The organism is Novosphingobium sp. BL-S-19 (assembly GCF_055521675.1).
On the sequence record NZ_CM145498.1, the window covers coordinates 2,097,480 to 2,119,640 of the forward strand.

The following is a 22,161-nucleotide window of genomic DNA, read 5'->3' on the forward strand; positions in this document are numbered from 1 at the left end:
TGTGCGAGATTTGCAGGCGATGACTGGTTCTTCAAAGCTTCGTTCCTTGCGCATCCCGTTTCTTGCAGCCGCCATTGCACCGGTGCTTGGATTGCTGCCGCTTTCACCGCTGACGGCTCAACCCGTTGTGCAGAGCGTCGCCGGGCAAACTTTCGATGCGTATCTGCAGACTGTCGCCGCGCGGGCTAAACGCGAAGGCGTCAGCCAGCAGACCATCTCTCGGGTACTGACCGGCCTGACGCCGAACGATCGGGTTATCTCGCTGGACAGTGCTCAGCCCAATCGCAGCAGCTCGCCGCCGCCCGTCGCGCCCTATATCGCGCAGCATGTCGGGCCCAGCATCATTGCCCGGGGCCGCGATCGCTATGCGCAGAATGCGGCGCTACTGCCGGCCATCGAAAAGCGTTACGGCGTGCCGGCGAAGATGCTGTTCGCGATCTGGGGGCATGAAACCAACTACGGCAGCTATGTTGGCGATTTCGACCTGGCCCGTTCGCTGGCGACGCTGGCGTGGGAAGGCCGGCGTCGCCAGCTTTTCGAAAACGAGCTGATCGCGCTGATGAAAATGGTCGATCAGGGTGTGCCGACCTACAAGCTGAAGGGAAGCTGGGCAGGTGCCTTTGGCTATCCGCAATTCCTGCCCAGCGTCTATCTTCGCCTTGCGGCCGATGGTGACGGCAACGGTACGCGCGACATTTTCTCCAGCCCGGCCGACACCTTGGCCTCCATCGCCAACTATTTCCGCGATGCCGGCTGGCGGCCAGGGCAGCCCTGGGGCGTCCGCGCCTCTATTCCCGCCGGATTTCCGACGAACGCTTATGCCTCCAAGCTTTCGGCGCCAACCTGCACGGCAGTCCATGCGCGGCACTCGCAGTGGAAGAGTGTGGCCGAATGGCGTGCGCTTGGCGTGAACGCGCTTGGTCCAATTGGCGATCAGGTGCAGGCATCGCTTTTCCAACCGGACGGGCCGGGCACTCCTGCCTATCTGTTAACCGGGAATTATCGTGTGATCCTCCAGTACAACTGCTCCAACTACTACGCGTTGTCGGTGGGATTGCTTGCAGATGAGATTGCCCGTTAACCATGGACTGCCTTTGGCAGTGCTGATTTCCCTTGCCGTATTGCCCACTGCATCTCCTGCAAAGGACAGAACTGCCGCAGCAGACACCGCCAACGGCCCGGCTGCCGACTATCCCGTGATCGTCGGCGATCCGTTTACCATCGGCGGGACGACGTGGACGCCTTCCGACCAGTTGAATTATGACGCTGTGGGTTATGGCGTGGTGGGCGAGGGGGGCGGCGTAACCGCCGCGCACAAGACGCTGCCCTTGCCCAGTTATGCCGAGATCACTGCGCTGGATAGCGGCCGCACAATCCTGGTGCGCATCACGCGGCGCGGACCCATGGCGAACGAGGATTTGGCCGAACTGTCCCCCGATGCGGCAGCGCAGTTGGGCATTGCACCCGGCGCTCATGCCGCGATCCGCGTGCGCCGCGTAAACCCGCCCGAAGTGGAACGCGCCTTGCTGCGCGCGGGAAACCATGCACCGGAACGCATGGCAACGCCGGAGGGATTGCTCAAGGTTCTGCGGCGCAAGCTTTCCGAACAATCGCCGCTGCTGCAGCCGCCGTCCACGCCACCGACGATGCCCAAGGGGCCGCCTTTCCAGCAGCCAGGCGATTCGGCTGTTCCGCCAGCCTCGAAGCCGGTCTCGATGTTGGAAGCGGCCCCTCGGCCGGTCGCTCCGGCAGTGCAGAAGCCTAAGCCTGCGCCCACGGCGGACGCCGTACGGAAGCCGGAGGCCTCTGCGCCTGCGGCCCAGCATTCGACGGAAACGGCGCCGAAGGACCAGCAGGTCGTGCAGATCGGCATGTTTGGCGTGGAGGCAAACGCCCGAAAAGCGGCCAAGCAACTCGGTGCTCAAGTTTCACCTGCCGGCAAGTTCTGGCGCGTGCGACTCGGCCCCTTCGCAAATGGTGCACAAGCTGCCGCAGCGCTGGAGAAGGCCCGCGCCGCAGGGTATAGCGACGCACGAATCCAGCGCGCCGACTGAAACTTTCGGGCGCATCCACCTCCGTTCCCGCCTTTCGCGAGGGGTCGCCGGGAGAAGTCGCGTCTTGAAGTCGTTCCGTAAGTCCGCCCGTTTTCTCGTTCCTGCACTTGCTCTTGCACTCGGCGTTCCGGCCAACGCAGCCGTTCCGACGCCGCCTGCGGAGCTTGCGGGCATTCCGGTCAGCCTGCTCGTGGACCTCGGTTCCGGGCAGGTCCTGGTCCAGAATCACCCTGACGTTCCCTTTCTCCCCGCCTCGGTGACAAAGGTGATGACGGCTTTCGTCGCGTTCGAGGAAATCGATGCCGGCCGCCTGCCGCTGGACCGTCGCTTCTCCGTCCGTCCGGAAACCGCGAAGGAATGGTTCGCCAAGGGTACCTCGATGTACCTCACGGAAAAGGATCAGCCGACCACGACCGATCTATTGCACGGCATCATGACCGCGTCGTCGAATGACGGGGCCATCGTGCTGGCGCAGGGATATGCGGGAAGCGTTCCGGCCTGGACCGCAAAGATGAACGATGCCGCGCGCCGTCTGGGCATGACGCGCAGCCACTACAACACGCCGAATGGCTGGATGGACGAAGGCAACACTTACGTCACCGCCAGCGATCTGGTCCGCCTGGCGGACGCCATGATCACTCGCCATCCCGCGCTTTATCGCGAATTTTCGGGCGTGAAGCACTACTTCTGGCGTGACGTAGCCATGCGCAGCCATGATCCGACGGTCGGCGTCGTCCCCGGCGCGGATGGCATCAAGACCGGGTACACGCGCGAAGCCGGCTACAACTTCCTTGGCACGGCCGAGCGCGATGGGCGCCGACTGGTCATGGTGCTGGCGGCATCGCCGCTGCCGAAGCAGCGCGACGCCGCAGCGCGTGCGCTGCTGGAATGGGGCTTTGACGCCTGGACGCCGCGCCATCTGTTCGATCAGGGGCAACCCGTTGCCGAAGCACAAGTGCAGGGCGGCGTTGACCGTTCGGTGCCGCTGGTTGCTAATCGCGAGGTCCATGCGACGCTGCCCAAGGGCGATAACCGCAAGGTTACGCTGGCGGTTCACTACAAGGGGCCATTGCAGGCTCCGATCCGCAAGGGTGACGAGGTCGGCCAGCTTGAGATCAAGGTCGACGGCCTCGCCCCCGGCCACGTTCCACTTTACGCCGCGCGCGATGTCGCTGTCGGCGGACCGCTGGACAGGCTATGGAACGGGTTTATCAATCTTTTCGCATGATGCAGGGAAAATTCATCGCGCTTGAGGGCGGGGAAGGGGCGGGCAAGTCCACCCAGGCACGGCTTGTGGCAGAGGCGCTGCGCGCTCGCGGGATCGAGGTGGTGATCACCCGCGAACCCGGCGGCACTCAAGGCGCCGAGGCCATTCGCAACCTTGTCCTCCATGCGGAGGGTGAAGGCTGGGGCGCGCGCGCCGAAGCGCTGCTGTTCGCTGCCGCGCGTTCCGATCACGTCGAAAAGCTGATCCGCCCCGCCATCGAGCGTGGGGCCTGGGTGATCTGCGATCGCTTTCTCGATTCGAGCCGGGCCTATCAAGGGGGCGGAGGCGGCCTTTCCGATGCCGACATCCGCACGCTCCACGCCATCGGCAGCGAGGGATTACTGCCCGACCTGACCCTGCTTTTCGTGGTGTCTCCTGCAGAGTCCGCCGCCCGCCTCGCGCGGCGCGATGTTGATGGAACCGACCGGATCGGTGGTCGCGAAGCGGCCTATCACGCCCGCGTTGCTGAGGCTTTCGGGCGCTTCGCGGATGCCGAGCCGACGCGCTTTGCCCGGATCGATGGCAACGGCACGCCGGAGCAAACCTCGGCGCTGGCCATGGCCGCGCTTGAGCCGCTGCTGGCAGGTGCGGCTTGAACGAGGACCTGCCTTTCATCGGCCAGCGTGAGGCGTGGCAGGAATGGCTGGCGGCGATCGCGTCCGAGCGGATGCACCACGCGTGGTTGCTTGCCGGCCAGCGGGGCCTAGGCAAGCGGGCTTTTGCGCGCGCTGCGGCCGCCGAACTGGTACGCCAACCGGGTCAACCGCGGCCCGACTTTGCTACGCATCCCGATATTCACATTCTCGAAGCGCTTCCCGCCAACGAGGATGAAGCCAAGAAGAAGGCGGAAGGCAAGCCCTGGCAGGCCAAGCGCAGTATCTCAGTCGATCAGGTGCGCGAGATGATCCGCCGCCTTGCGACCAAACCCACGCTGGGTGACCGTCGCGCCATCGTCATCGATCCGGCCGATGAACTGGAAAAAAGTGCGGTCAATGCGCTGCTGAAAGCGCTGGAGGAGCCGCCCGCCGGCACATTCTTCCTGCTCGTTACGCACCAGCCCGGCCGCTTGTTGCCAACGGTTCGCTCGCGCTGCCGCGTCCTGCGCTTCGCTGCGCTCGATGAAGCGGAACTGGACGCGGTGATCCGCCGGGACGTGCCGGAATCCGACGTCTTGACGCGTCAGGCGGCGATCCAGGCGGCACAAGGCTCGCCGGGGATGGCGCTCAGCTTCGTAGAAAACGACCTTGGTGGCATTCACGACCTGATGCTGCGAATTCTGCGCGAGGGCGATCGCAGCTATCACTTGCGCGGGGCCCTGGCAGAAGAGATGGGCGCGCGTCCGACCCGAAACCGACAACTGGCCGCGCTGGAACTGGCCCGTACCGTACTTGCCGGCGAACTGGTCTCGACATCCCGCGCAGGCCAGCTCGCGCTGATCGAGGCGCATGGCGCGCTGATGCGGATTTCCGCGCAGGCGCCGACCTACAATTTCGACGCCGGGCTCCTCATAATGGAAATTGGCGGCTTGCTGGCATCCGCGGCGATGCCTAGAGAGGCGGCTCGCCCGTAAACTCCAGCAAGGAATTGCGACGCCGCATGGCCGAGCCTTACTACGTCACCACCGCCATCTCCTACCCCAACGGCAAGCCGCATATCGGTCATGCCTATGAGGCCATTGCCGCCGACGTCATCGCCCGCCACCGCAAGGCGGAAGGTTTCGACGTGCGGTTCCAGACCGGAACCGACGAGCACGGCCTGAAGATGGCGCAGAAGGCCCGTGACCTTGGCATTACGCCGGCGCAGCTTGCGACTGAAATGTCACAGCATTTCATAGATATGTGCGCGGCTCTTAACATCGATTACGATGTATTCATCCGCACGACCGAGCCTCGCCACCACGCCGCCACGCAGGAGCTGTGGCGCCGAATGGAGGCCAATGGAGACCTTTACCTCGACCGTTACGAGGGTTGGTATTCGGTCCGCGACGAAGCCTATTACGACGAGTCCGAACTGGTAGCGGGGGAAGGGGGCGCCAAGCTCTCGCCGCAGGGCACCCCGGTCGAATGGACGGTGGAGGAATCGTGGTTCTTCCGGCTGTCCAAGTATCAGGACAAGCTGCTCGACCTCTACAATTCCGGCGATTTCATTCGCCCGGAAACGCGCCGTAACGAGATCCAGCGCTTCGTCGAAGGCGGCCTGCGCGATCTCTCCGTTTCGCGCACCAGCTTCGACTGGGGCATCAAGGTACCCGGCAGCGATAGCCATGTGATGTACGTCTGGGTCGACGCCTTGACCAACTATATCACCGGTCTCGGCTTCCCGGACGAAACTGGCGATTATGCGAAGTACTGGCCGGCCGACCTGCATCTGATCGGCAAGGACATCGTCCGCTTCCACACCGTCTATTGGCCGGCTTTCCTGATGAGCGCGGGCCTGCCGCTGCCCAAGCAGGTCTATGGCCACGGGTTCCTGCTCAATCGCGGGCAAAAGGAATCGAAGTCGCTCGGCAATGTCACCGATCCGATCGCGCTGGCAGGGACTTTCGGCGTCGATACCGTGCGTTACTTCCTCCTGCGCGAAGTCGCTTTTGGACAGGATGGATCGTGGTCGCCGGAAGCGATCGTCACGCGGGCCAACGCCGAACTGGCGAACAGCTTCGGCAATCTTGCGCAGCGTAGTCTTTCCATGATTTTCAAAAACATGGATGGCGTTCTGAAGGCCGGTTACGAGGAATCCGAAGCGGACAAGTCGCTCTTTGCTGCTGTTGCCGAGGGGATTGCCGGGCTGCGCAAGGGTTTCACCGATCTGGCATTCAGCGATGGCTTGGAAGCGTGGATGCGTGCGGTGTTCGCCTGCAACCAGTACGTTGACGAACAGGCGCCGTGGACGCTGCGCAAGACCGATCCCGCCCGAATGGAAGCCGTACTGATGACGCTGTTCCGCGTCGTGCGCGATCTTGCCATTGCCGTGCGCCCGGTTGTGCCGACGGCGATCGACAAATTGCTCGACCAGATGGGCGTCGCTGCCGATGCGCGCGATTACAGCGTTCTGGGGGATGCGAACTGGTTCGCGGCCCTGACGGCCAGTGGCTTCAAGGTCGACAAGCCGGAGGGCGTGTTCCCCCGCCTCGAACTGCCCGAGGATACGGAAGCAACTGCTTGATGTTTATAGATTCGCACTGCCACCTCGAATACGAAGGCCTTGTTGAGGACCAGCAGGGTGTGCTCGATCGCGCTCGTGCTGCCGGGATCAAGGGTTTCCTCAATATCTCGACGCGGCAGAGCGAATGGGATCGCGTGGTCGGCACGGCTGCGCGTATTCCGGACGTCTGGGCTTCGGTCGGCATTCATCCGCACGAAGCGGATCAGCATGCCGATCTTGGCGAAGCGGCGTTGCTGGAAGCGACCCGGCATCCCAAGGTCATCGGCATCGGCGAGACCGGGCTCGACTACTATTACGACAAGTCCGACCGCGACGTGCAACAGGCGCTCTTCCGGACGCACATCCAGGTCTCGCGCGAAACCGGATTGCCGTTGATCATCCATACCCGCGATGCGGAGGACGATACGTTCCGCATCCTTGAGGAGGAGACAGGGAAGGGGGGCTTCCCCGCACTGATCCACTGCTTCACCGCCAGCGCCGATTTCGGCCGCAAGGTGCTGGGCCTAGGCCTGACGATCTCGATTTCCGGCATCGTCACGTTCAAGAATGCCCTGGACTTGCAGGAAGTAGTTAAGACCATTCCTGAAGATCGTCTGCTGGTTGAGACCGATTCTCCGTTCCTTGCGCCGGTACCGCATCGCGGCAGGCGCTGTGAGCCGGCCTATACGGCCGATACCGCGCGTTTCGTCGCGAACTTGCGCGGTGTGAGCGTGGAGCAACTGGGGGAAGTTACGTCGCGCAACTTCTTCGCACTGTTCAGGAAAGCCGATCGAGAGGTTGCCGCGTGAAGGTCGTGATCCTCGGCAGCGGCACGTCGACCGGCGTACCGCGCCTCGGCGGTGAATTCGGCGCGGATTGGGGACTTTGCGATCCCGACGAGCCAAAGAACCGCCGCACACGCGTTTCGATCCTGTTGGAAAGCGATGCCGGCAGTCGCATTCTTGTCGATACGCCGACCGATCTCCGCGCCCAGCTTCTTGCCAATGATATCCATCGCATCGACGCGGTGTTCTGGACGCATGACCATGCGGACCATTGCCACGGTATCGATGACATGCGGCCGCTGCGCTACGGCCGCGCCGGGCCGATCCCGGGGTTTGCCAATTCGGAGACCGTGCGCCGCCTGCGTCAGCGCTTCGGATACGTCTTTGCCGGACAGTTCGGTTATCCGACGCTCGTCAGCCTCGACAATCTGGACACCTTGCGTCTTTGCGAAGGATTTCGCGTCGATCACGTGCAAATGCCGCATGGTCCGGCAGAATCGACGGCGTTCCGCTTCGATTGTGACGGAAAATCAGTCTGTTACGCGACGGATTTCAGCGAAATTACCAGAGGCATGATCGATCTTTGCTACGGCGCCGATCTGCTTGTGGTGGACTGTCTGCGCCGGGAGCCGCATCCGACTCATGCGCACTTGGGCATGGCGTTGGAACTCGCCTCGGTATGCCGTGTCGGCAAGGCGGTGCTTACACATCTCGACAAGTCGATGGACTATGCGACACTGAGCACGGAAGTGCCGGACAACGTGGTGGTCGGCTATGACGGGATGGTAATCGAACCATGAGCAACACGGCGACGATCGTTGGTGTCATTTCGGTGATCGGCGCGCTCATTCTGGTCACCAGCAATTCACGGTTTCGGCAGCTCGGATTTTCGAAAGGTCTGAAGCTCGCACTGATCTGGGCGGCCATCATCATTGGATTGGTGATGCTGATCCAGGTGCTGGGACTGCACGGGCGGCAGTAATCGAGCGGCTGCGGCGGATGCCGATATTTTACATATATCAGCACCCCGCCGTGGTTATCGACGTAGTTTGAGCGAGTTAGATAGTTTTCGCTGTCCAGACTGTCGTCGGATATCTGATTGGACGATCAGGGGAGTGGGAAGTGTAATTCGCCGCAGGCGGATCACTTCACACTCGCATGATCGTAAATCGCGGATGTGCCTTAAGTCCGGCGGGATTTTCATCACAAGGCATGTTATCAATCGGGATTAACCGATAGTTGTTGACCGCCAGATATGCATCGGATAAAAACGATGTATGGACACCGGCGATGCACTTTCGATTCTCTCCGCTCTCGGCCATCCGACGCGGCTCGATGCGTTCCGCCTGCTGATCCGGCACGAGCCTGAAGGACTGTCGACCGGCGAACTGGTCGAGGCATCGGGGCTGACCCAGAGCACGTTTTCGACGCATCTGGCCGTGATGGCGAAGGCCGGACTGGTGCTTTCCGAGAAGCGTGGCCGCCAACAAATCCAGCGTGCCAACCTCGACGCGCTGCGCGGATTGATGGTCTATCTGGCCAAGGATTGCTGCCAGGGACGCGCCGAACTGTGCGAGCCGCTTCTGGCCGAACTTACCTGCTGCTGAAGAGGCAACAATGACCGATATCGTGATCTACCATAACCCGCTTTGCGGGACCTCTCGTAATGCCCTGGCCATGATCCGCAATGCGGGCATAGAGCCTCATGTCGTCGAGTACCTGAAGACGCCGCCAAGTCGCGCGCTGCTGATGGAACTCATCGCGCGGGCCGGCATCACCCCGCTCGCTCTGCTGCGCGAGAAGGGTACGCCTTATGCTGAACTGGGCCTCGGCGACGAGACCTTGACGGACGAGGCCTTGGTCGACGCGATGATGGAGCATCCCATCCTCATCAATCGGCCGCTTGTGGTGTCGCCGCTGGGCGTGAAGCTCTGCCGCCCTTCCGAAGAAGTGCTGGACCTCCTGCCCACCGAGCAGCGCGGGACTTTCGTCAAGGAAGACGGCGAAGTCGTGGAAGCGACCCGGCGATGAGCCTTTCGGTTCGTAGGGTGACGGTCGGCGATGCCGAGGCGATCGCCTCAATCTACGCCCATCACGTTCTTCACGGCACGGCGACCTACGAAGTCGTACCCCCGACCGAAGAACAGACCGCCGAGAAGATCTTGACGGTGACCGGCCGGGGCTGGCCGTTCCTCGTCGCCTGCGATGGCGATCAAGTGGTCGGCTATGCCTACGCTACGCAGTTCCGGGATCGCCCCGCCTACGCCTATGCCTGCGAGAACAGCATCTACGTGGCGCACGACCGGCGCGGTGGCGGCATCGGCAAATTGCTGCTCAAGGCCTTGCTGGAAGCCGCCGAGGCTCACGGCTTCCGCCGCATGGTTGCGGTCATCGGCGGGGCGGAACCTGCCTCGGTAGCGCTCCACGGTTCCTGCGGTTTTGAGCACGCAGGGCGCTTGACCGGCATGGGCTGGAAGGCCGGCCGCTGGCTCGACACGGTTTACATGCAGATCGCCTTGGGCAGCGGTATTTCGACCGCGCCTATCGCGCCTGGGAAGGACTGACGACCATGTCGCTTTTCGAGCGCTATCTCTCGCTGTGGGTCGCCCTGTGCATCGTAGTCGGGATCGGTCTCGGCCACTTGCTGCCGGGCGCCTTCGAGGCGATCGCAGCGCTGGAGATCGCCAACGTCAACCTCGTGGTGGCAGGCCTGATCTGGCTGATGATCATCCCGATGCTGCTGCGGGTCGATTTCGGAGCAATCCATAGCCTTCGGCAGCACTGGCGCGGCATCGGCGTCACTCTGGTGGTGAACTGGGCGATCAAGCCATTTTCGATGGCGCTGCTCGGCACGTTCTTCCTCGGCTATTTATTCACGCCAATGCTGCCTAACGGCGCATCGTCGTCCTACATTGCCGGGCTGATCCTGCTGGCTGCAGCGCCTTGCACCGCGATGGTCTTCGTCTGGTCCAACCTCGTCGACGGTGAGGCGAACTATACCTTGAGCCAAGTGGCGCTGAACGACCTGATCATGGTCTTCGCCTTCGCGCCGCTCGTCGGGCTGTTGCTCGGCGTGGCATCGATTACCGTGCCGTGGAGCACGTTGGCGCTGTCGGTGGCGCTCTACATCGTCGCCCCGGTCGTCATCTCGCAACTGCTCCGCCGCGCACTCCTTCGCGGCGGTGAGAAGCGGTTGCAGCATTTCCTGTCCGCTATTGGTCCGATCAGCCTTGCCAGCCTGCTGCTGACGCTGGTGCTGCTGTTCGGCTTTCAGGGCGAGCAGATCATCCGGCAGCCACTGGTGATCGCGTTGATTGCCGTGCCGATCCTGTTTCAGGTCTATCTCAATGCCGGCATCGCCTATTGGCTCAGCCGCCGTTTCGGCGTGGCATGGTGCGTCGCCGGTCCTTCGGCTCTGATCGGTGCCTCCAACTTCTTCGAACTGGCTGTGGCCGCCGCCATCAGTCTCTTTGGCCTCAGTTCCGGCGCCGCGCTGGCAACGGTCGTGGGCGTGCTGGTCGAAGTGCCGGTGATGCTGTCGATCGTCGCCTTGGTGAAGCGGACCAGGCCTTGGTACGAGAAAGGCATCCCCGCATGAGACTTCGTGAACTCGCCGCTCCCGATGATCTTCCTGCTTTTGACAAGGCTTTCGCACTGGCTCGTCCCGCCGCTGGCCTTGGCCCGGACCAACCGCCTCCGCGCATCCTGCTGCTTTACGGCTCGCTGCGAGAACGCTCGTTCTCACGTCTCGCCGTGGAAGAGGCGGCGCGCCTGCTGCAATTCTTCGGCGCCGAGACGCGGATTTTCGATCCTAGCGACCTGCCGCTCCCCGATCAGATAGCGGGAGACGACCACCCGGCCGTGCATGAACTGCGTGAGCATGCGCTCTGGTCGGAAGGCATGGTCTGGTGCAGTCCGGAGCGGCACGGCCAGATCAGCGGCATCATGAAGACGCAGATCGATCATCTGCCGCTCCAGATGCGCGGGATGCGGCCAACGCAGGGCCGCACGCTTGCAGTCATGCAGGTGTCCGGCGGTTCGCAGTCCTTCAATGCCGTCAATTCGCTGCGCCTGCTGGGCCGTTGGATGCGCATGTTCACGATTCCCAATCAGTCCTCGGTGGCGATGGCGTACAAGGAGTTCGACGAAGACGGTCGGATGCGGGCCTCGAGCTATTACGAGCGGATCGTCGATGTGATGGAGGAACTGGTGCGCTTCACCGTGCTGATGCGTCCGCACGCGGCGCAACTCGTCGACCGTTACTCCGAGCGGAAGGAGGTGGGAGTGCCGCTAGATTCCGCCGCCGACCACAGCGCGATTGCTTTATCAGGCTCCGCCGTTCCGTCGCGCTAACACGGTGGTGTACAGTTGCCGCCAATGCTCGGATTTGCCGCGCTCTCGTTCAGCGACGGTCCTGCATCTGGCGGCCTCTGCCCGGGCCCCCTTCAACTCGGCTTCCAGGCGGTCGATTTTGTTGCGTAATGCCGCTTCGATATGGCGATACTCCTCTGGAGTACGCAGTGGTACGCGCTTTCCATCGATCACCTTGGTTTCTGCTCGGGTTTCGGTGCGTTCGACGCCGATTTCATCGGCGAAGTTGTTATAGAGATACTGCCGGCTGACCTTAGCTTCGCGGGCGACCGATACGAACGTCACTGCCACCTTGCTTTCATGCAGGCGCTTAATGGCGTCTTCAACCGCCGTTCGTTTTTCCGAACTCCGCCGACGCCTCGCTTCCTCAAGGGTTGCAAGGCGCAGATCCCCATCAGAACTCACTACAACAGCTCCTGTTGGGTAGCTGCTGGCTTGTAGCGTGGTTGCTGCCCGGCATAGCGCCCGTCCTCCTCGATCGATCGAATGATTGTGTCGGTGTTCTGCACCGCATCCTTATTTCGCTGCAGTCTCTTGCGCGTAATCGAGGCCATCCGATTTTGGCCATTTTGCTCATAGTCGCACGCTTCCTGTTCCAGGACCTCGATGGTGCTGTAGAGCTGGCTGCGTTCGCAGCGGAAGTGATCCACATCGTCGCTATCCGCTCGGAAGAATTTGCAGGTCAAGCAGGCGTGCGCGTGTTCGCACCATTCCCCGACCTGACCTGGCAAAGTGCAGGCGCCGCCGCAGACCCGAGTTGCGACCATTGCCTCCTTACGGACGAGAAGGTCGCTGACTGTCTCGTCGACCTGTCCCTCAATCGTATAGAATTTGCCGCCGCCCTTTCTAAGGAGCGCGTTCTTTTTGAGTTCGAGGCGTTTGTTCACGTACATGGATGCCATATCCGGCGATGCGTGCCCCAGCTCGAACATGATGCTCAGAATATCATGTCCTTCGGACGCCATCTGGGTTCCACGATGATGTCGGATTGGATGCCAGCTGAACTCGAACGCGACGCCTTCCTCATCCACGATCTGGTGTTCAATGCATAGCTTCTTCAATTCCTGATGTGACCATGCCTGATCGAGGAACACTTCCTTCTTCCCGTAGAAGGCTGGGAAGAGATATTTCGTTTGCCGACCATGTTTTTGGCGGACCATTTCCCGCTGCTCCTCAATCGCTGACACTACGGCTTGATGATGGGGATCAGAGAGCAGCAAGGGCTTGGAGTTCCAGCGACTGACCTTATTTTGCCAAAACGTGAGGATCATTAAGCGGGGATCGTGCGGATCGGGGCGGAGGCATTCGAAGAGCAGGGCGTGTAAATCCTCCGCTCTTGCACCGGTCGCGACGCCCAGCTTGAAGATGGTGGGGATTGGTGCCGGCAGCAGGTGAAGCTTCGACATGATCCCGGCGATCGCAGCTGGGGACGCCGCACGGTTTGCACCTTCTCGAGACGCGTAGAGTCGATTCCGCGGATCGTCAGGCGCTTGCTTGTAACGGATGCGCCGTGTGGCCCGCCGGTCCAGCGCAATTTGCGGCCACTCGTCAGGAAGGAGGATTGGCGCTGCGCGCAAAAGCTGGACGATATCGGTGTACCAGTTCTTGCCCTTGAAGCTGAGATTGTTGCCCCATGCGAGGAAGCGCTCCACGACAGTCTCATCGACGCGCTGAGGTGAGTGAATCTGCTGCTCATGGAGAAAGCGCCCGAAGCGCCGAAGCTGGGTCATTGCGCCAGTCTGGACCGTGCCGGGCGCCAATCCATCGTTTGTGATCTTGTCGAGCAGGAATGCCCTAATCAAGGGCCTCAACCAAGGCTCGAAGAAAGTCAGGTTGATATATTGGTCGCTGCGACGCTGGCGGTCGCGGAAGCGGGTATCTTCCTCATTGAATACATCGTTGAAGAGTATGATATCGCGCTCCGTGATTGGCTTCATCTGGGCGCGATTGATGATCGAGAAGCGGTGAACGTCGCCGAACAGTTGTATTTCGGGCGCATAGAATTCGCCGCTTACGATCTCATTTTCTCGAACCCAATCCCGTGTTTGGCGTAATCTCCGGCGCTTGTAGCGCCCGGCGTACCAACCGCAGTAGGCTTCAAGGAGTTCCGGGTTGTGCGTCGCGCTGGACGCTCTGGAGGTATCGTAGAGTGGGAGAAAATTTGGACGCGGAATGGCGGCCAAGCAGTCAGCGCCAAAGTTATCCAGCAAATTTGCACCTTCTTCGGATAGAAACTCAACGACGGGAATGCGCCGCATAAACCAATTCGCATCGGCTTTCCTATCGTCTTGCACCGATGCGACAAGAAAGCTTTTGATTTCATTAGTCAAAAGGCGAGCCGCGGAACTCAATCGCATCTTCGCAAAGGACGGGCAGAGCCACGGGTGACCGAAGACCTCGGCCATCATTTGGTCGTCCCAGGTATCGCAAGAAACGAGAGATGGGGACAAGGTTTCCAATTTGCGTTCGAGCCAACTATTATACCGATCGATATCATCGGGAGTGCCGCCGGCGAGGGCGAGGGGGCTCATAACCACCGCAAATCCTTTCCGATCAGATTGACGTCTCGAATGTCGCTCAAGCGCGCCTGCACCTGCTCGGGGCCTGTGAGATAGAGCTTCCGGATCTCTGAAGCGAACAGGTGCTGATAGAATGTCGCTGTGGTTTGCGGGCTGGCATGGCCGAGGCGATCCGCCACTTCGAGTAAGCTGTATCCGTCGGCGATGGCTTCCGAGGCGTGGCTATGCCGGAACATATGCCAGTGGAACTTGATGCCCGTACGGTGCTCGAGCAACTCCTTGAGTTTTTGTCCATAGGATAAACTCATGGCCCGACCGATGACCCCGGCCTTGACGTTGGCAAACACATACTCGCTGCCAGCCTCAAAGGCCGGGAGATACTCGTTGCTGGTAAGGTAATCGACATACATGTTGAGCACGTAGTCATGGACGGGCACACCGCGCGTGCGACCAGATTTGGCCCGCGCACCGTTGGTATTGTCGGTTCGAGGCACGATCCAGACGACTTTCTCGGCCAGATCGATGTCGACGTTGCGCAATCCAAGCGCCTCGCCAATCCTAATCCCCGTGTTGTAAAGCAGCACGACAAGGAACGCATCGCGAACCAGTTTGCAGGCCTCTATGAGACGCAGGACATCCGGGGGTTCCAGGCGCTTATTCAAGACCTGTTGTTCCACTCGGCCGAGATCGCCGGACAGGTATCGGTCTTTCCTGCGCGTATTCCGTCTTTGGCTGATATGCTCCAAGAACGGTTTGTAGAGCCTGTGTCCGTCAAAGGCCTTGGTCAGGTCTCGAGAGTCGATCGAGAAGTCGTCAGTGCCATTGGCAAAGCGAAAGAAGGATTTGACCGCGAGCTGGATCTGGTTGCGGCTCGTCGGTGCTAGTTGCCGGATTTCAGGCTTTCGGAACAAAACGAGTTTCGGGCTCGGCAGTGCTGCTTTTCGCGCCGCAACGCGCCATGCGAGAAAGCTATCGTAGAGCGAAACGCTGATCTCGGCCAAACTGGCACCATGGGCCGAAAGATAGTTTGCAAGATCGACGACGTGCCGAACGTAGGCGCAGATGGTGTTCGGCGAGGCATTTGTCTGTTCGAGGTGCACGATCCACCGGCGAAGCCCGTCGACGATTTCACCATCATCGTCCAGTACAGTGAACGACCGGCGACCATCGGGCAATTCGATGCGAGCAAGGTGGAGCAAAGGCGCTTCGTTCAGAGTGGACACGCTACGGATTGTGCGGCGTGTCCAGCGCTCAGACAAGCCGTGGTGCGTCCACAGTGGACACAGTTTACATGGACACCTGCGGTGTCGCTATTAACATAATACATATTATCAATCTTGCTTTGAGGCATGTCGACGCGCCCTACGCACGGCAAGCGTGCGTCCCGCGATCCCTGCCGCTATAGACCGCGAGCCCCATCCACTTCGAATCCCGGCAGGAATGACCCAGCACCATCATCAGATCGATCGTCTTCTCGGCATCATGGCGCGTCTGCGCGATCCGGTTTCGGGTTGCGAATGGGACCGTGCGCAGGATTTCTCGACCATCGCGCCCTACACGATCGAGGAAGCCTACGAGGTTGCCGACGCCATCGCGCGCGACGATCTTGCCGATCTGCGTGGTGAGCTAGGTGATCTTCTGCTTCAGGTCGTGTTCCATGCCCGCATGGCGGAGGAACTCGGCCACTTCGCCTTTGCCGATGTGGCGTCGGCCATTTCGGACAAGCTGGAGGCGCGCCATCCGCATATCTTCGGCGATGAGACCTCCGGCGATGCCCAGACCGAACGCTGGGAAAAGCTCAAGGCCAAGGAACGCGCCAGCAAAGGCGAAACGAGCGCCGTCGACGGTGTGGCAATCTCGCTTCCGGCATTGATGCGTGCGGAAAAGCTGCAGAAACGTGCGGCTCGCGTCGGATTCGACTGGCCGGATCCCAGCGGTGCTGCCGAAAAGGTGGCTGAAGAGGTCATCGAACTGGCCGAAGCGTCGGATACCGACAAGCTTGAGGAAGCCGGCGACCTTCTGTTCGCCGCCGTCAACCTCGTGCGCCTCAACGGAATTGCGCCCGAAGACGCCCTGCGCGCTGCCAATGCCAAGTTCGAACGCCGCTTCCGGGCCATGGAAGCTTTCGCAACCAGGGATGGCCAGGATTTCGCGGCGCTCTCGCTGGACGAGCAGGAAGCCTATTGGCAGGCGGTCAAGGCATCAGAGCGCGCTGAAACGGCCTAGTTCGCGATCTGACAGGCGCACCTGGAGCCGGAGCAGCGGCCCCTCCTCACCCTCGCCCGCGTCGTCTTCGGAAACGACTTCGCCGCGGGCATGTAAAAAGGCGATGCGCTGACCGTCCGCCGCCGGCAGGACGAAGCTGTAGAGCTTGGAATCCTCGGTAAGCGACTGGCCAACCGTGTCGAGTAGCGCCCCGCAGCCCATGCCCGTCAGTGCAGAAATCGGTACGATCGTTTCGCCAACGCGGTTGGCGATCGCTTCGCGCAGTTCCTCCGCCTGATCGGGATCGAGCAAATCCCATTTGTTCCAGACCTCGATCATCGGGATCGCGGGTTCAGGCGCTTCGTCCCCGTCCTCCTCGCCACTGCCCAGAACGCCAAGGTCCGCCAGCACGTCGAGCACCTGGCGTTTTTGCGCTTCGGTATCGGGATTCGCGATGTCACGAACGTGCAGGATCAGGTCCGCCGCAGTCACTTCCTCCAGCGTCGCGCGGAAAGCCGCGACGAGCTGGGTCGGCAGGTCCGAAATGAACCCCACGGTATCCGACAGGATCGCCTTTTCGATACCGGGCACGCGAATGCCACGCATCGTCGGGTCCAGAGTGGCGAACAGGAGATCCTGCGCCATCACTTCGGCACCCGTCAGGTAATTGAAAAGAGTGGACTTTCCTGCGTTCGTATAGCCGACGAGCGCCACGATCGGCCAAGGTGCCTTTTCGCGCCGATCGCGGTGAAGCCCGCGGGTGCGCCGCACCTGTTCCAGTTCGCGGCGGATCTTGGCCATGCGATCGCGGATCAAGCGCCGGTCGGCCTCGATCTGCGTTTCGCCCGGACCGCCAAGGAAGCCGAAGCCGCCGCGCTGACGTTCAAGGTGGGTCCAGCTGCGTACAAGACGGCCGGCCTGATAATCGAGATGCGCCAGTTCGACTTGCAGGCGACCTTCGGCAGTCGCCGCGCGCTCACCAAAGATTTCCAAGATCAGACCGGTGCGGTCGATCACCTTGCGCTTAAGCTTTTCCTCAAGGTTGCGCTGCTGGATCGCCGACAGCGAACCGTCGACGATGATCAGTTCGGCCTCGTTCAGTTCACAGGCAACGCCGATGTTCTGGATCTGGCCTTCGCCGAAAAGCGTGCCGGCGCGCGGTTCGCGGATGGGGATGGCCAAGGCTTCCGCCACAACGAGGCCAATCGCCAGGGCAAGGCCCTTCGCTTCCTCAAGCCGGGCCTCGGGGTCCAGATCGCTCCGACCCCGCATTTGCGGATAGACGACGAGGGCACGCGCGCCGCGCGTGACCTCGCCCTTAAGTTCTTCGTTCAATTTTATTCAGCTTTGCTCAGTCTTCGTCGGCTTCTTCATGCGCCTGAAGGTCGACCGGAGTCACGGGCTGAATCGTGGAAACGGCATGCTTGTACGCAAGCTGGACATAGCCTTCACGCTCGAGGAGCATGCAGAACAGGTCATAAGCCGCGACGCGGCCCTGAAGCATGACGCCATTGATCAGGAACATCGTGACCTGCACGCCGGCATTGCGGATGCTGGAAAGGAACACGTCCTGCAGCACGCGCGTCTTCTTGGCGTTTTCAGCACCGTTCGAGAACTGGCGCGCGTCGATCGGGGTCGACGGCATGATCGTCGAAATCGCGTGCTTGTAGACAAGCTGCGATTGACCATCGCGGCGGAGCAGGATCGAGAAGTTATCGAACCAGGTGACGATGCCCTGCAGCTTGACGCCCTTCACCAGGAACATGGTGACGGGAATCTTGTTCTTGCGAAGGAGGTTCAGGAACTGGTCCTGGAGGTTCTGCCCCTTGCTTGCCGAAGTACCTGCAGCCACCGGCGGCGGTGCAAGCGTTTCTTCCGCGGGGGGCGGCGTGGGACGAGGACGCGCGGTAAGCGTGCGGCCAGCCATGTTCATGCTCCTTTTTTTGGCGGCTGCTCATGCAGTCCGCGATCTGGCCCCGCCCGATGGCGGTGACCGTTCTCGAATCAAAATCTATCGACTTGCTGCAGTGCAGTAAACGCGAAAAATGTAGCAGGAGCATGACATCGCCGGTCACATGCGGGAAATTGGGGAAATCCCTTAGTCCTTAGCGCGCGACCTGGCGGTTAGATTTCGTCGTCGCCCTCCGGATCGCCCTCTCTTCGTTCGGCCATGCCTAGCAGCTTCAGCTTGCGGTGCAGGGCCGAGCGCTCCATGCCGATGAAAGACGCGGTTTTCGAGATGTTTCCTGAAAAACGGCGTATCTGGAGGCGCAGATACTCTCGCTCGAAGGTTTCGCGCGCTTCGCGCAGCGGGGCGCTCATCATCACCGAAATACCCGCCTCCCCGCCTGCGCGGTTGGCGAAGATTTCGGGCGGCAACATGTCAACCTCGATCCGCGACAGCTTCTCACGCGGGGCCATGATCACCGTGCGTTCGACCACGTTGCGAAGCTGGCGGACGTTGCCCGGCCATTCGTAGGCCTGCAGCGCGGTCATCGCCTCGGCACTGACATGCGGCGGGGCGACACCCTGCTCGTTGGCGTAGCGGGCGAAGAAATGATCGATCAGCGAGGGAATGTCGTCGCGCCTTTCGCGCAGTGCCGGGATCGAAACAGGCACGACGTTGAGGCGGTAGAACAGGTCCTCGCGGAAACGCCGCTCCGCAATCTCTTTTTCGAGATCACGCGAGGTGGAGGAAACCACGCGTACATCCACGCGGATCTGGCGGGTGCCGCCAACGCGTACGAACGCCTGATCGGTCAGCACCCGTAGGATGCGGGCCTGCGTGGAAAGCGGCATGTCAGCCACTTCGTCAAAGTAAAGCGTGCCGCCGTCCGCCATTTCCAGAAGACCGGGGCGAACCAGCGCACCGTCGCTTTCCTCGCCGAACAGTTCCTGTTCGAAGCGTTCGGGCGTGATCCGGGCCGAATTGACGCTGACGAAAGCACCGTCCGCGCGCGCGCTCCAAGCGTGGAGCAGGCGTGCGGCCACTTCCTTGCCTGATCCGGCCGGGCCGGTGATCAGCAGGCGACTGCCAGTGTTGGCCACGCGCTTCAGTGTCGCGCGGACCTGATTGATTGCGCCGCTGGATCCGGTGAATTCCTCACCCGTGGTGAAGTCCGAACGGAGCTGCGCGTTTTCGCGGCGCAGGCGTTCCGTTTCGGTGGCACGCTCGACCAGATGCAGCAACTTTTCAGCTTCGAACGGCTTCTCGATGAAGTCGACGGCGCCGCGGCTGATCGCTGCCACTGCGGTATCGATATTGCCGTGGCCGGAGAAGATGATCACGGGTAGCGCTGGCTCGCGCGCCTTGATCGCATCCAGCACTTCCAGCCCGTCCATCGGACTGCCGTGCAGCCATACGTCCAGCAGCACCAGCGACGGCCTGCGGGCATCGATAGCGGCCAGCGCCGCCTCGCTGTCGCCGGCGGTGCGGCATTCGTAGCCTTCGTCGCTCAGCACGCCCGCAACCAGTTCGCGGATATCGCGTTCGTCGTCGACGATCAGGATTTCGAGAGCCATTACTTCATCTTCTTGGACTTGAATGGATGGGAAGGCGAAAGCGGAAGGCGCGTCTGGATCATTCGGCCGCCTCCGCCTTGCGGGCCTGGGCTGTTGGGTCGGTTGCGAACCGCATGGTCACTGTGGTTCCGCCGCCCGGAGTGGGGAGGAACTGCATTTCACCCCCGTGTTCCTCGATGATCTTGTTAACGATGGCGAGGCCGAGGCCGGTGCCCTTTTCACGCGTGGTGACATAGGGTTCGATGATCCTTTCACGATCCTGGCTCAGGCCGATGCCATTGTCCGCAATGCGCACGAGGATCGCCTCGGGCAATGCTTCCACTGCCACGGTGACGGCGCCGCGAAAATCCTCGGGCGCGTCCTTGGCCTTGGCCTCGATCGCTTCGACCGCGTTTTTCAGAACGTTGGTCATCGCCTGACCGAACTGATGGCGATCGCAATCGATGGTGCCGATAGCCGGGTCGCTGCCGAAGCTGAAACCGATGTCCGGCCGGGCGACTTCCTGCAGGAATAGCGCCTGACGGGTCAAAGCCACTGGATCTTCCGCCCGGAAAACCGGCTTGGGCAAGCGTGCGAAGGACGAGAATTCGTCCACCATCTTGCGCAGATCGCCCACCTGCCGGATGATCGTACGCGTAAGATCCTCGAAAAGTTCAGGGTTATCGACGATCTGTTTGCGGTAACGGCGGCTAAGCCGCTCCGTCGCCAGTTGGATCGGCGTCAGCGGGTTCTTGATCTCGTGCGCAATGCGGCGCGCTACGTCAGACCAAGCCGCAGTGCGCTGGTCCAGAAGCTGCCGGGTAATATCCTCGAACGTCAACACGTGGCCGGTGGCATCGCGAGTCACCTTGACCGCGAAAGTCAGCAGATCGCCCTTGCGGTGATACTGGACCAGACCGCCCGTGCTGTTCTGATCGATCAGGGCTGCGAACTGGGGCGCCAGATCGGCAACTGGCATTTCTTCCGGCACTTGCGGAAGATCGGTCAACAACTTGAGCGCCGTGCTGTTCATCAGCAGGATCCGGCCCTGGTTGTCGAGCGAGATAATCCCAGATGTCACCGATTCCAGGACGGCCTCAATGAACACACGGCGCTCATGAAGCTGACGGTTGGCCCCCAACAATGCCTGCGTCTGCTTTTCGAGTTGTGCGGTCATGCGGTTGAACGCACGGTTGAGCAGGCCAATCTCATCCGCGCCGGTACGGCCTTCCAGGCGTAGGGCAAAGTTGCCGCTGCCAACCGTCCGTGCCGCATCAACCAATTCGTAGAGCGGCTTGACCTGTCGGTCTGCGAAGCGGAGTGCGAACCATACCGCCAGGCCGACCAGTGCGAGAGAGGCGATGAACAGCGCTATGTTGAAGCGAAGCTGATAAACGCGGGCGCGACTTGTCAGTTCTTCATAAGCCTGCACGATATTCTCTGCATTTTCGGCGCGCTGGCCCTGGCTCAGTGCCAGCAGGTCGTTACTTCGGGCGGCGTAAAGATAGACGCCCGCTTGCCGCTCCACCGGCACCGCCGCGACAATGCGGTTGGCATCGGACGTGACGACATAGGGTTCGCCCTTCTGCAGCCTTTCCTGCACTTCCGGCACGATCCGCTTGGCGTCGGATTTACCATCCGGATCGACGATAATTGGCGTGCGCTGGCTGCCGTCCTGCGCGACTTGGATCAGCGCGGCAACGGACAGGTTCCGGCGGAAGACCTGATCGGCGAAGAAAGCTTGAAACTCACGACTGGCAACGGGATATTCGCCCAGCATGAGGCGCGTATCCTGCGCCATAGCCACCGATTCATAACCCACATCGCGCTGCGTCTGCTCATAGTAGCCTCGTGCCAGTTTATTCGCGTTTTCCAATAGCCCGCGCGAAGTATCGGAAAACCAGAACTCCACGCCGGACTGGAATAGCCACGATGCGAAGACCACGACCAGCAAGGTGGGCACGGCGGCGATCAGCGAGAAGATGAACACCATGCGCACGTGCATCTGGCCGGTGCCGCCGATATGTTCGGCGGCGCGGCGCAGGGCCATGCGACGGCCGAACAGCACCAAGATTGCCATTGCCGGCACCAAGGTGCCGATCAGCAGGGTGGCGGTAAGGTTCGACGGCAGCAGCGTGCGCTTGTCGCCGCCATTGTCGAGCGCCATCCAGGTCGCCGCGGACATGACCACGAAGGCCAGGCCCGAGACCACTTCCATTACGGCAAAGAAATTCGCCCGGCGTGCCGCGATCTGGACACGCCGCCACCAACGCGGCCATGCGCGCTTGCGGACCCTTGTTTCTATCATCGTGGCCCAG

At 61.4% G+C, this 22,161-nt stretch carries 22 protein-coding genes; 15 read left to right on the forward strand and 7 right to left on the reverse strand.

The genetic code is table 11. From position 1 onward, the window contains the following. Window positions 1-19 precede the first annotated feature (19 nt). The 14 genes from ACZ1JV_RS18020 to arsH all read left to right on the forward strand — a co-directional run bounded on the left by ACZ1JV_RS18020 (window position 20) and on the right by arsH (window position 11,600). A complete protein-coding gene (locus tag ACZ1JV_RS18020; RefSeq protein ID WP_465152602.1) occupies window positions 20-1,081 on the forward strand; it encodes a lytic murein transglycosylase in 1,062 nt (353 codons plus the stop codon). Next, a complete protein-coding gene (locus ACZ1JV_RS18025; RefSeq protein WP_465149904.1) occupies window positions 1,065-2,054 on the forward strand; it encodes an SPOR domain-containing protein in 990 nt (329 codons plus the stop codon). The genes ACZ1JV_RS18020 and ACZ1JV_RS18025 overlap by 17 nt, the downstream gene beginning before the upstream one ends. Before the next feature lie 64 nt (window positions 2,055-2,118). Next, entirely contained in the window at window positions 2,119-3,282 is a 1,164-nt protein-coding gene (locus ACZ1JV_RS18030) for a D-alanyl-D-alanine carboxypeptidase family protein (protein WP_465149905.1), read from the forward strand. Beyond that, on the forward strand, window positions 3,279-3,917 hold the full coding sequence (gene tmk, locus ACZ1JV_RS18035; protein ID WP_465149906.1) for a dTMP kinase: 639 nt from the start codon (window positions 3,279-3,281) through the stop codon (window positions 3,915-3,917). Before ACZ1JV_RS18030 ends, tmk begins: the two co-directional genes overlap by 4 nt. Beyond that, window positions 3,914-4,891, forward strand: coding sequence for an AAA family ATPase (locus ACZ1JV_RS18040; RefSeq protein WP_465149907.1), 978 nt, complete (start codon window positions 3,914-3,916; stop codon window positions 4,889-4,891). Before tmk ends, ACZ1JV_RS18040 begins: the two co-directional genes overlap by 4 nt. Before the next feature lie 26 nt (window positions 4,892-4,917). Beyond that, window positions 4,918-6,483 carry a methionine--tRNA ligase gene (gene metG, locus ACZ1JV_RS18045; protein ID WP_465149908.1) on the forward strand — a complete coding sequence of 522 codons (1,566 nt, stop codon included), beginning with the start codon at window positions 4,918-4,920 and terminating at the stop codon, window positions 6,481-6,483. Then, window positions 6,483-7,271 (forward strand): TatD family hydrolase, encoded by a 789-nt coding sequence (locus ACZ1JV_RS18050; protein WP_465152603.1) that lies wholly within the window; start codon window positions 6,483-6,485, stop codon window positions 7,269-7,271. Before metG ends, ACZ1JV_RS18050 begins: the two co-directional genes overlap by 1 nt. Continuing rightward, a complete protein-coding gene (locus tag ACZ1JV_RS18055; protein WP_465149909.1) occupies window positions 7,268-8,047 on the forward strand; it encodes an MBL fold metallo-hydrolase in 780 nt (259 codons plus the stop codon). Before ACZ1JV_RS18050 ends, ACZ1JV_RS18055 begins: the two co-directional genes overlap by 4 nt. Next, complete coding sequence (locus ACZ1JV_RS18060; protein WP_465138470.1) at window positions 8,044-8,229, forward strand: hypothetical protein; 186 nt, start codon at window positions 8,044-8,046, stop codon at window positions 8,227-8,229. Before ACZ1JV_RS18055 ends, ACZ1JV_RS18060 begins: the two co-directional genes overlap by 4 nt. Window positions 8,230-8,524: 295 nt before the next feature. Further along, window positions 8,525-8,854: an ArsR/SmtB family transcription factor gene (locus tag ACZ1JV_RS18065; RefSeq protein WP_443478367.1), complete on the forward strand. Its 330-nt coding sequence runs from the start codon at window positions 8,525-8,527 to the stop codon at window positions 8,852-8,854. 10 nt (window positions 8,855-8,864) lie between these two features. Then, window positions 8,865-9,278 (forward strand): arsenate reductase (glutaredoxin), encoded by a 414-nt coding sequence (gene arsC / locus ACZ1JV_RS18070; protein ID WP_465149910.1) that lies wholly within the window; start codon window positions 8,865-8,867, stop codon window positions 9,276-9,278. Beyond that, on the forward strand, window positions 9,275-9,811 hold the full coding sequence (locus tag ACZ1JV_RS18075; RefSeq protein WP_465149911.1) for an N-acetyltransferase family protein: 537 nt from the start codon (window positions 9,275-9,277) through the stop codon (window positions 9,809-9,811). The genes arsC and ACZ1JV_RS18075 overlap by 4 nt, the downstream gene beginning before the upstream one ends. 5 nt (window positions 9,812-9,816) lie before the next feature. Next, window positions 9,817-10,845, forward strand: coding sequence for an ACR3 family arsenite efflux transporter (gene arsB, locus ACZ1JV_RS18080; RefSeq protein ID WP_465149912.1), 1,029 nt, complete (start codon window positions 9,817-9,819; stop codon window positions 10,843-10,845). Continuing rightward, window positions 10,842-11,600: an arsenical resistance protein ArsH gene (gene arsH / locus ACZ1JV_RS18085; protein ID WP_465149913.1), complete on the forward strand. Its 759-nt coding sequence runs from the start codon at window positions 10,842-10,844 to the stop codon at window positions 11,598-11,600. The genes arsB and arsH overlap by 4 nt, the downstream gene beginning before the upstream one ends. Here arsH and ACZ1JV_RS18090 read toward each other — a convergent pair. The 3 genes from ACZ1JV_RS18090 to ACZ1JV_RS18100 are packed head-to-tail and all read right to left on the reverse strand — an operon-like array spanning window position 11,574 to window position 15,360. Continuing rightward, complete coding sequence (locus ACZ1JV_RS18090; RefSeq protein WP_465149914.1) at window positions 11,574-12,023, reverse strand: DUF6262 family protein; 450 nt, start codon at window positions 12,021-12,023, stop codon at window positions 11,574-11,576. The genes arsH and ACZ1JV_RS18090 overlap by 27 nt on opposite strands. Continuing rightward, a complete protein-coding gene (locus ACZ1JV_RS18095; protein WP_465149915.1) occupies window positions 12,023-14,149 on the reverse strand; it encodes a tyrosine-type recombinase/integrase in 2,127 nt (708 codons plus the stop codon). Before ACZ1JV_RS18095 ends, ACZ1JV_RS18090 begins: the two co-directional genes overlap by 1 nt. Next, the gene (locus tag ACZ1JV_RS18100) at window positions 14,146-15,360 is read right to left on the reverse strand and encodes a tyrosine-type recombinase/integrase (RefSeq protein ID WP_465149916.1); all 1,215 of its coding nucleotides are present in this window, start codon (window positions 15,358-15,360) and stop codon (window positions 14,146-14,148) included. Before ACZ1JV_RS18100 ends, ACZ1JV_RS18095 begins: the two co-directional genes overlap by 4 nt. Before the next feature lie 217 nt (window positions 15,361-15,577). Here ACZ1JV_RS18100 and mazG point away from each other — a divergent pair, with 217 nt between their 5' ends. Continuing rightward, on the forward strand, window positions 15,578-16,363 hold the full coding sequence (mazG, locus tag ACZ1JV_RS18105; protein WP_465149917.1) for a nucleoside triphosphate pyrophosphohydrolase: 786 nt from the start codon (window positions 15,578-15,580) through the stop codon (window positions 16,361-16,363). Here mazG and hflX read toward each other — a convergent pair. The 4 genes from hflX to ACZ1JV_RS18125 form a co-directional block, all read right to left on the reverse strand. Next, window positions 16,340-17,677, reverse strand: a complete 1,338-nt coding sequence (hflX, locus tag ACZ1JV_RS18110) for a GTPase HflX (RefSeq protein WP_465149918.1) — start codon at window positions 17,675-17,677, stop codon at window positions 16,340-16,342. The two genes, mazG and hflX, sit on opposite strands and share 24 nt — an antisense overlap. 16 nt (window positions 17,678-17,693) lie before the next feature. Beyond that, entirely contained in the window at window positions 17,694-18,269 is a 576-nt protein-coding gene (hfq, locus tag ACZ1JV_RS18115; protein ID WP_395333116.1) for an RNA chaperone Hfq, read from the reverse strand. Window positions 18,270-18,466: 197 nt separating this feature from the next. After that, entirely contained in the window at window positions 18,467-19,864 is a 1,398-nt protein-coding gene (gene ntrX, locus ACZ1JV_RS18120) for a nitrogen assimilation response regulator NtrX (RefSeq protein WP_465149919.1), read from the reverse strand. Window positions 19,865-19,922: 58 nt separating this feature from the next. Beyond that, window positions 19,923-22,151, reverse strand: a complete 2,229-nt coding sequence (locus ACZ1JV_RS18125; RefSeq protein ID WP_465149920.1) for a sensor histidine kinase — start codon at window positions 22,149-22,151, stop codon at window positions 19,923-19,925. Window positions 22,152-22,161 lie beyond the last annotated feature (10 nt).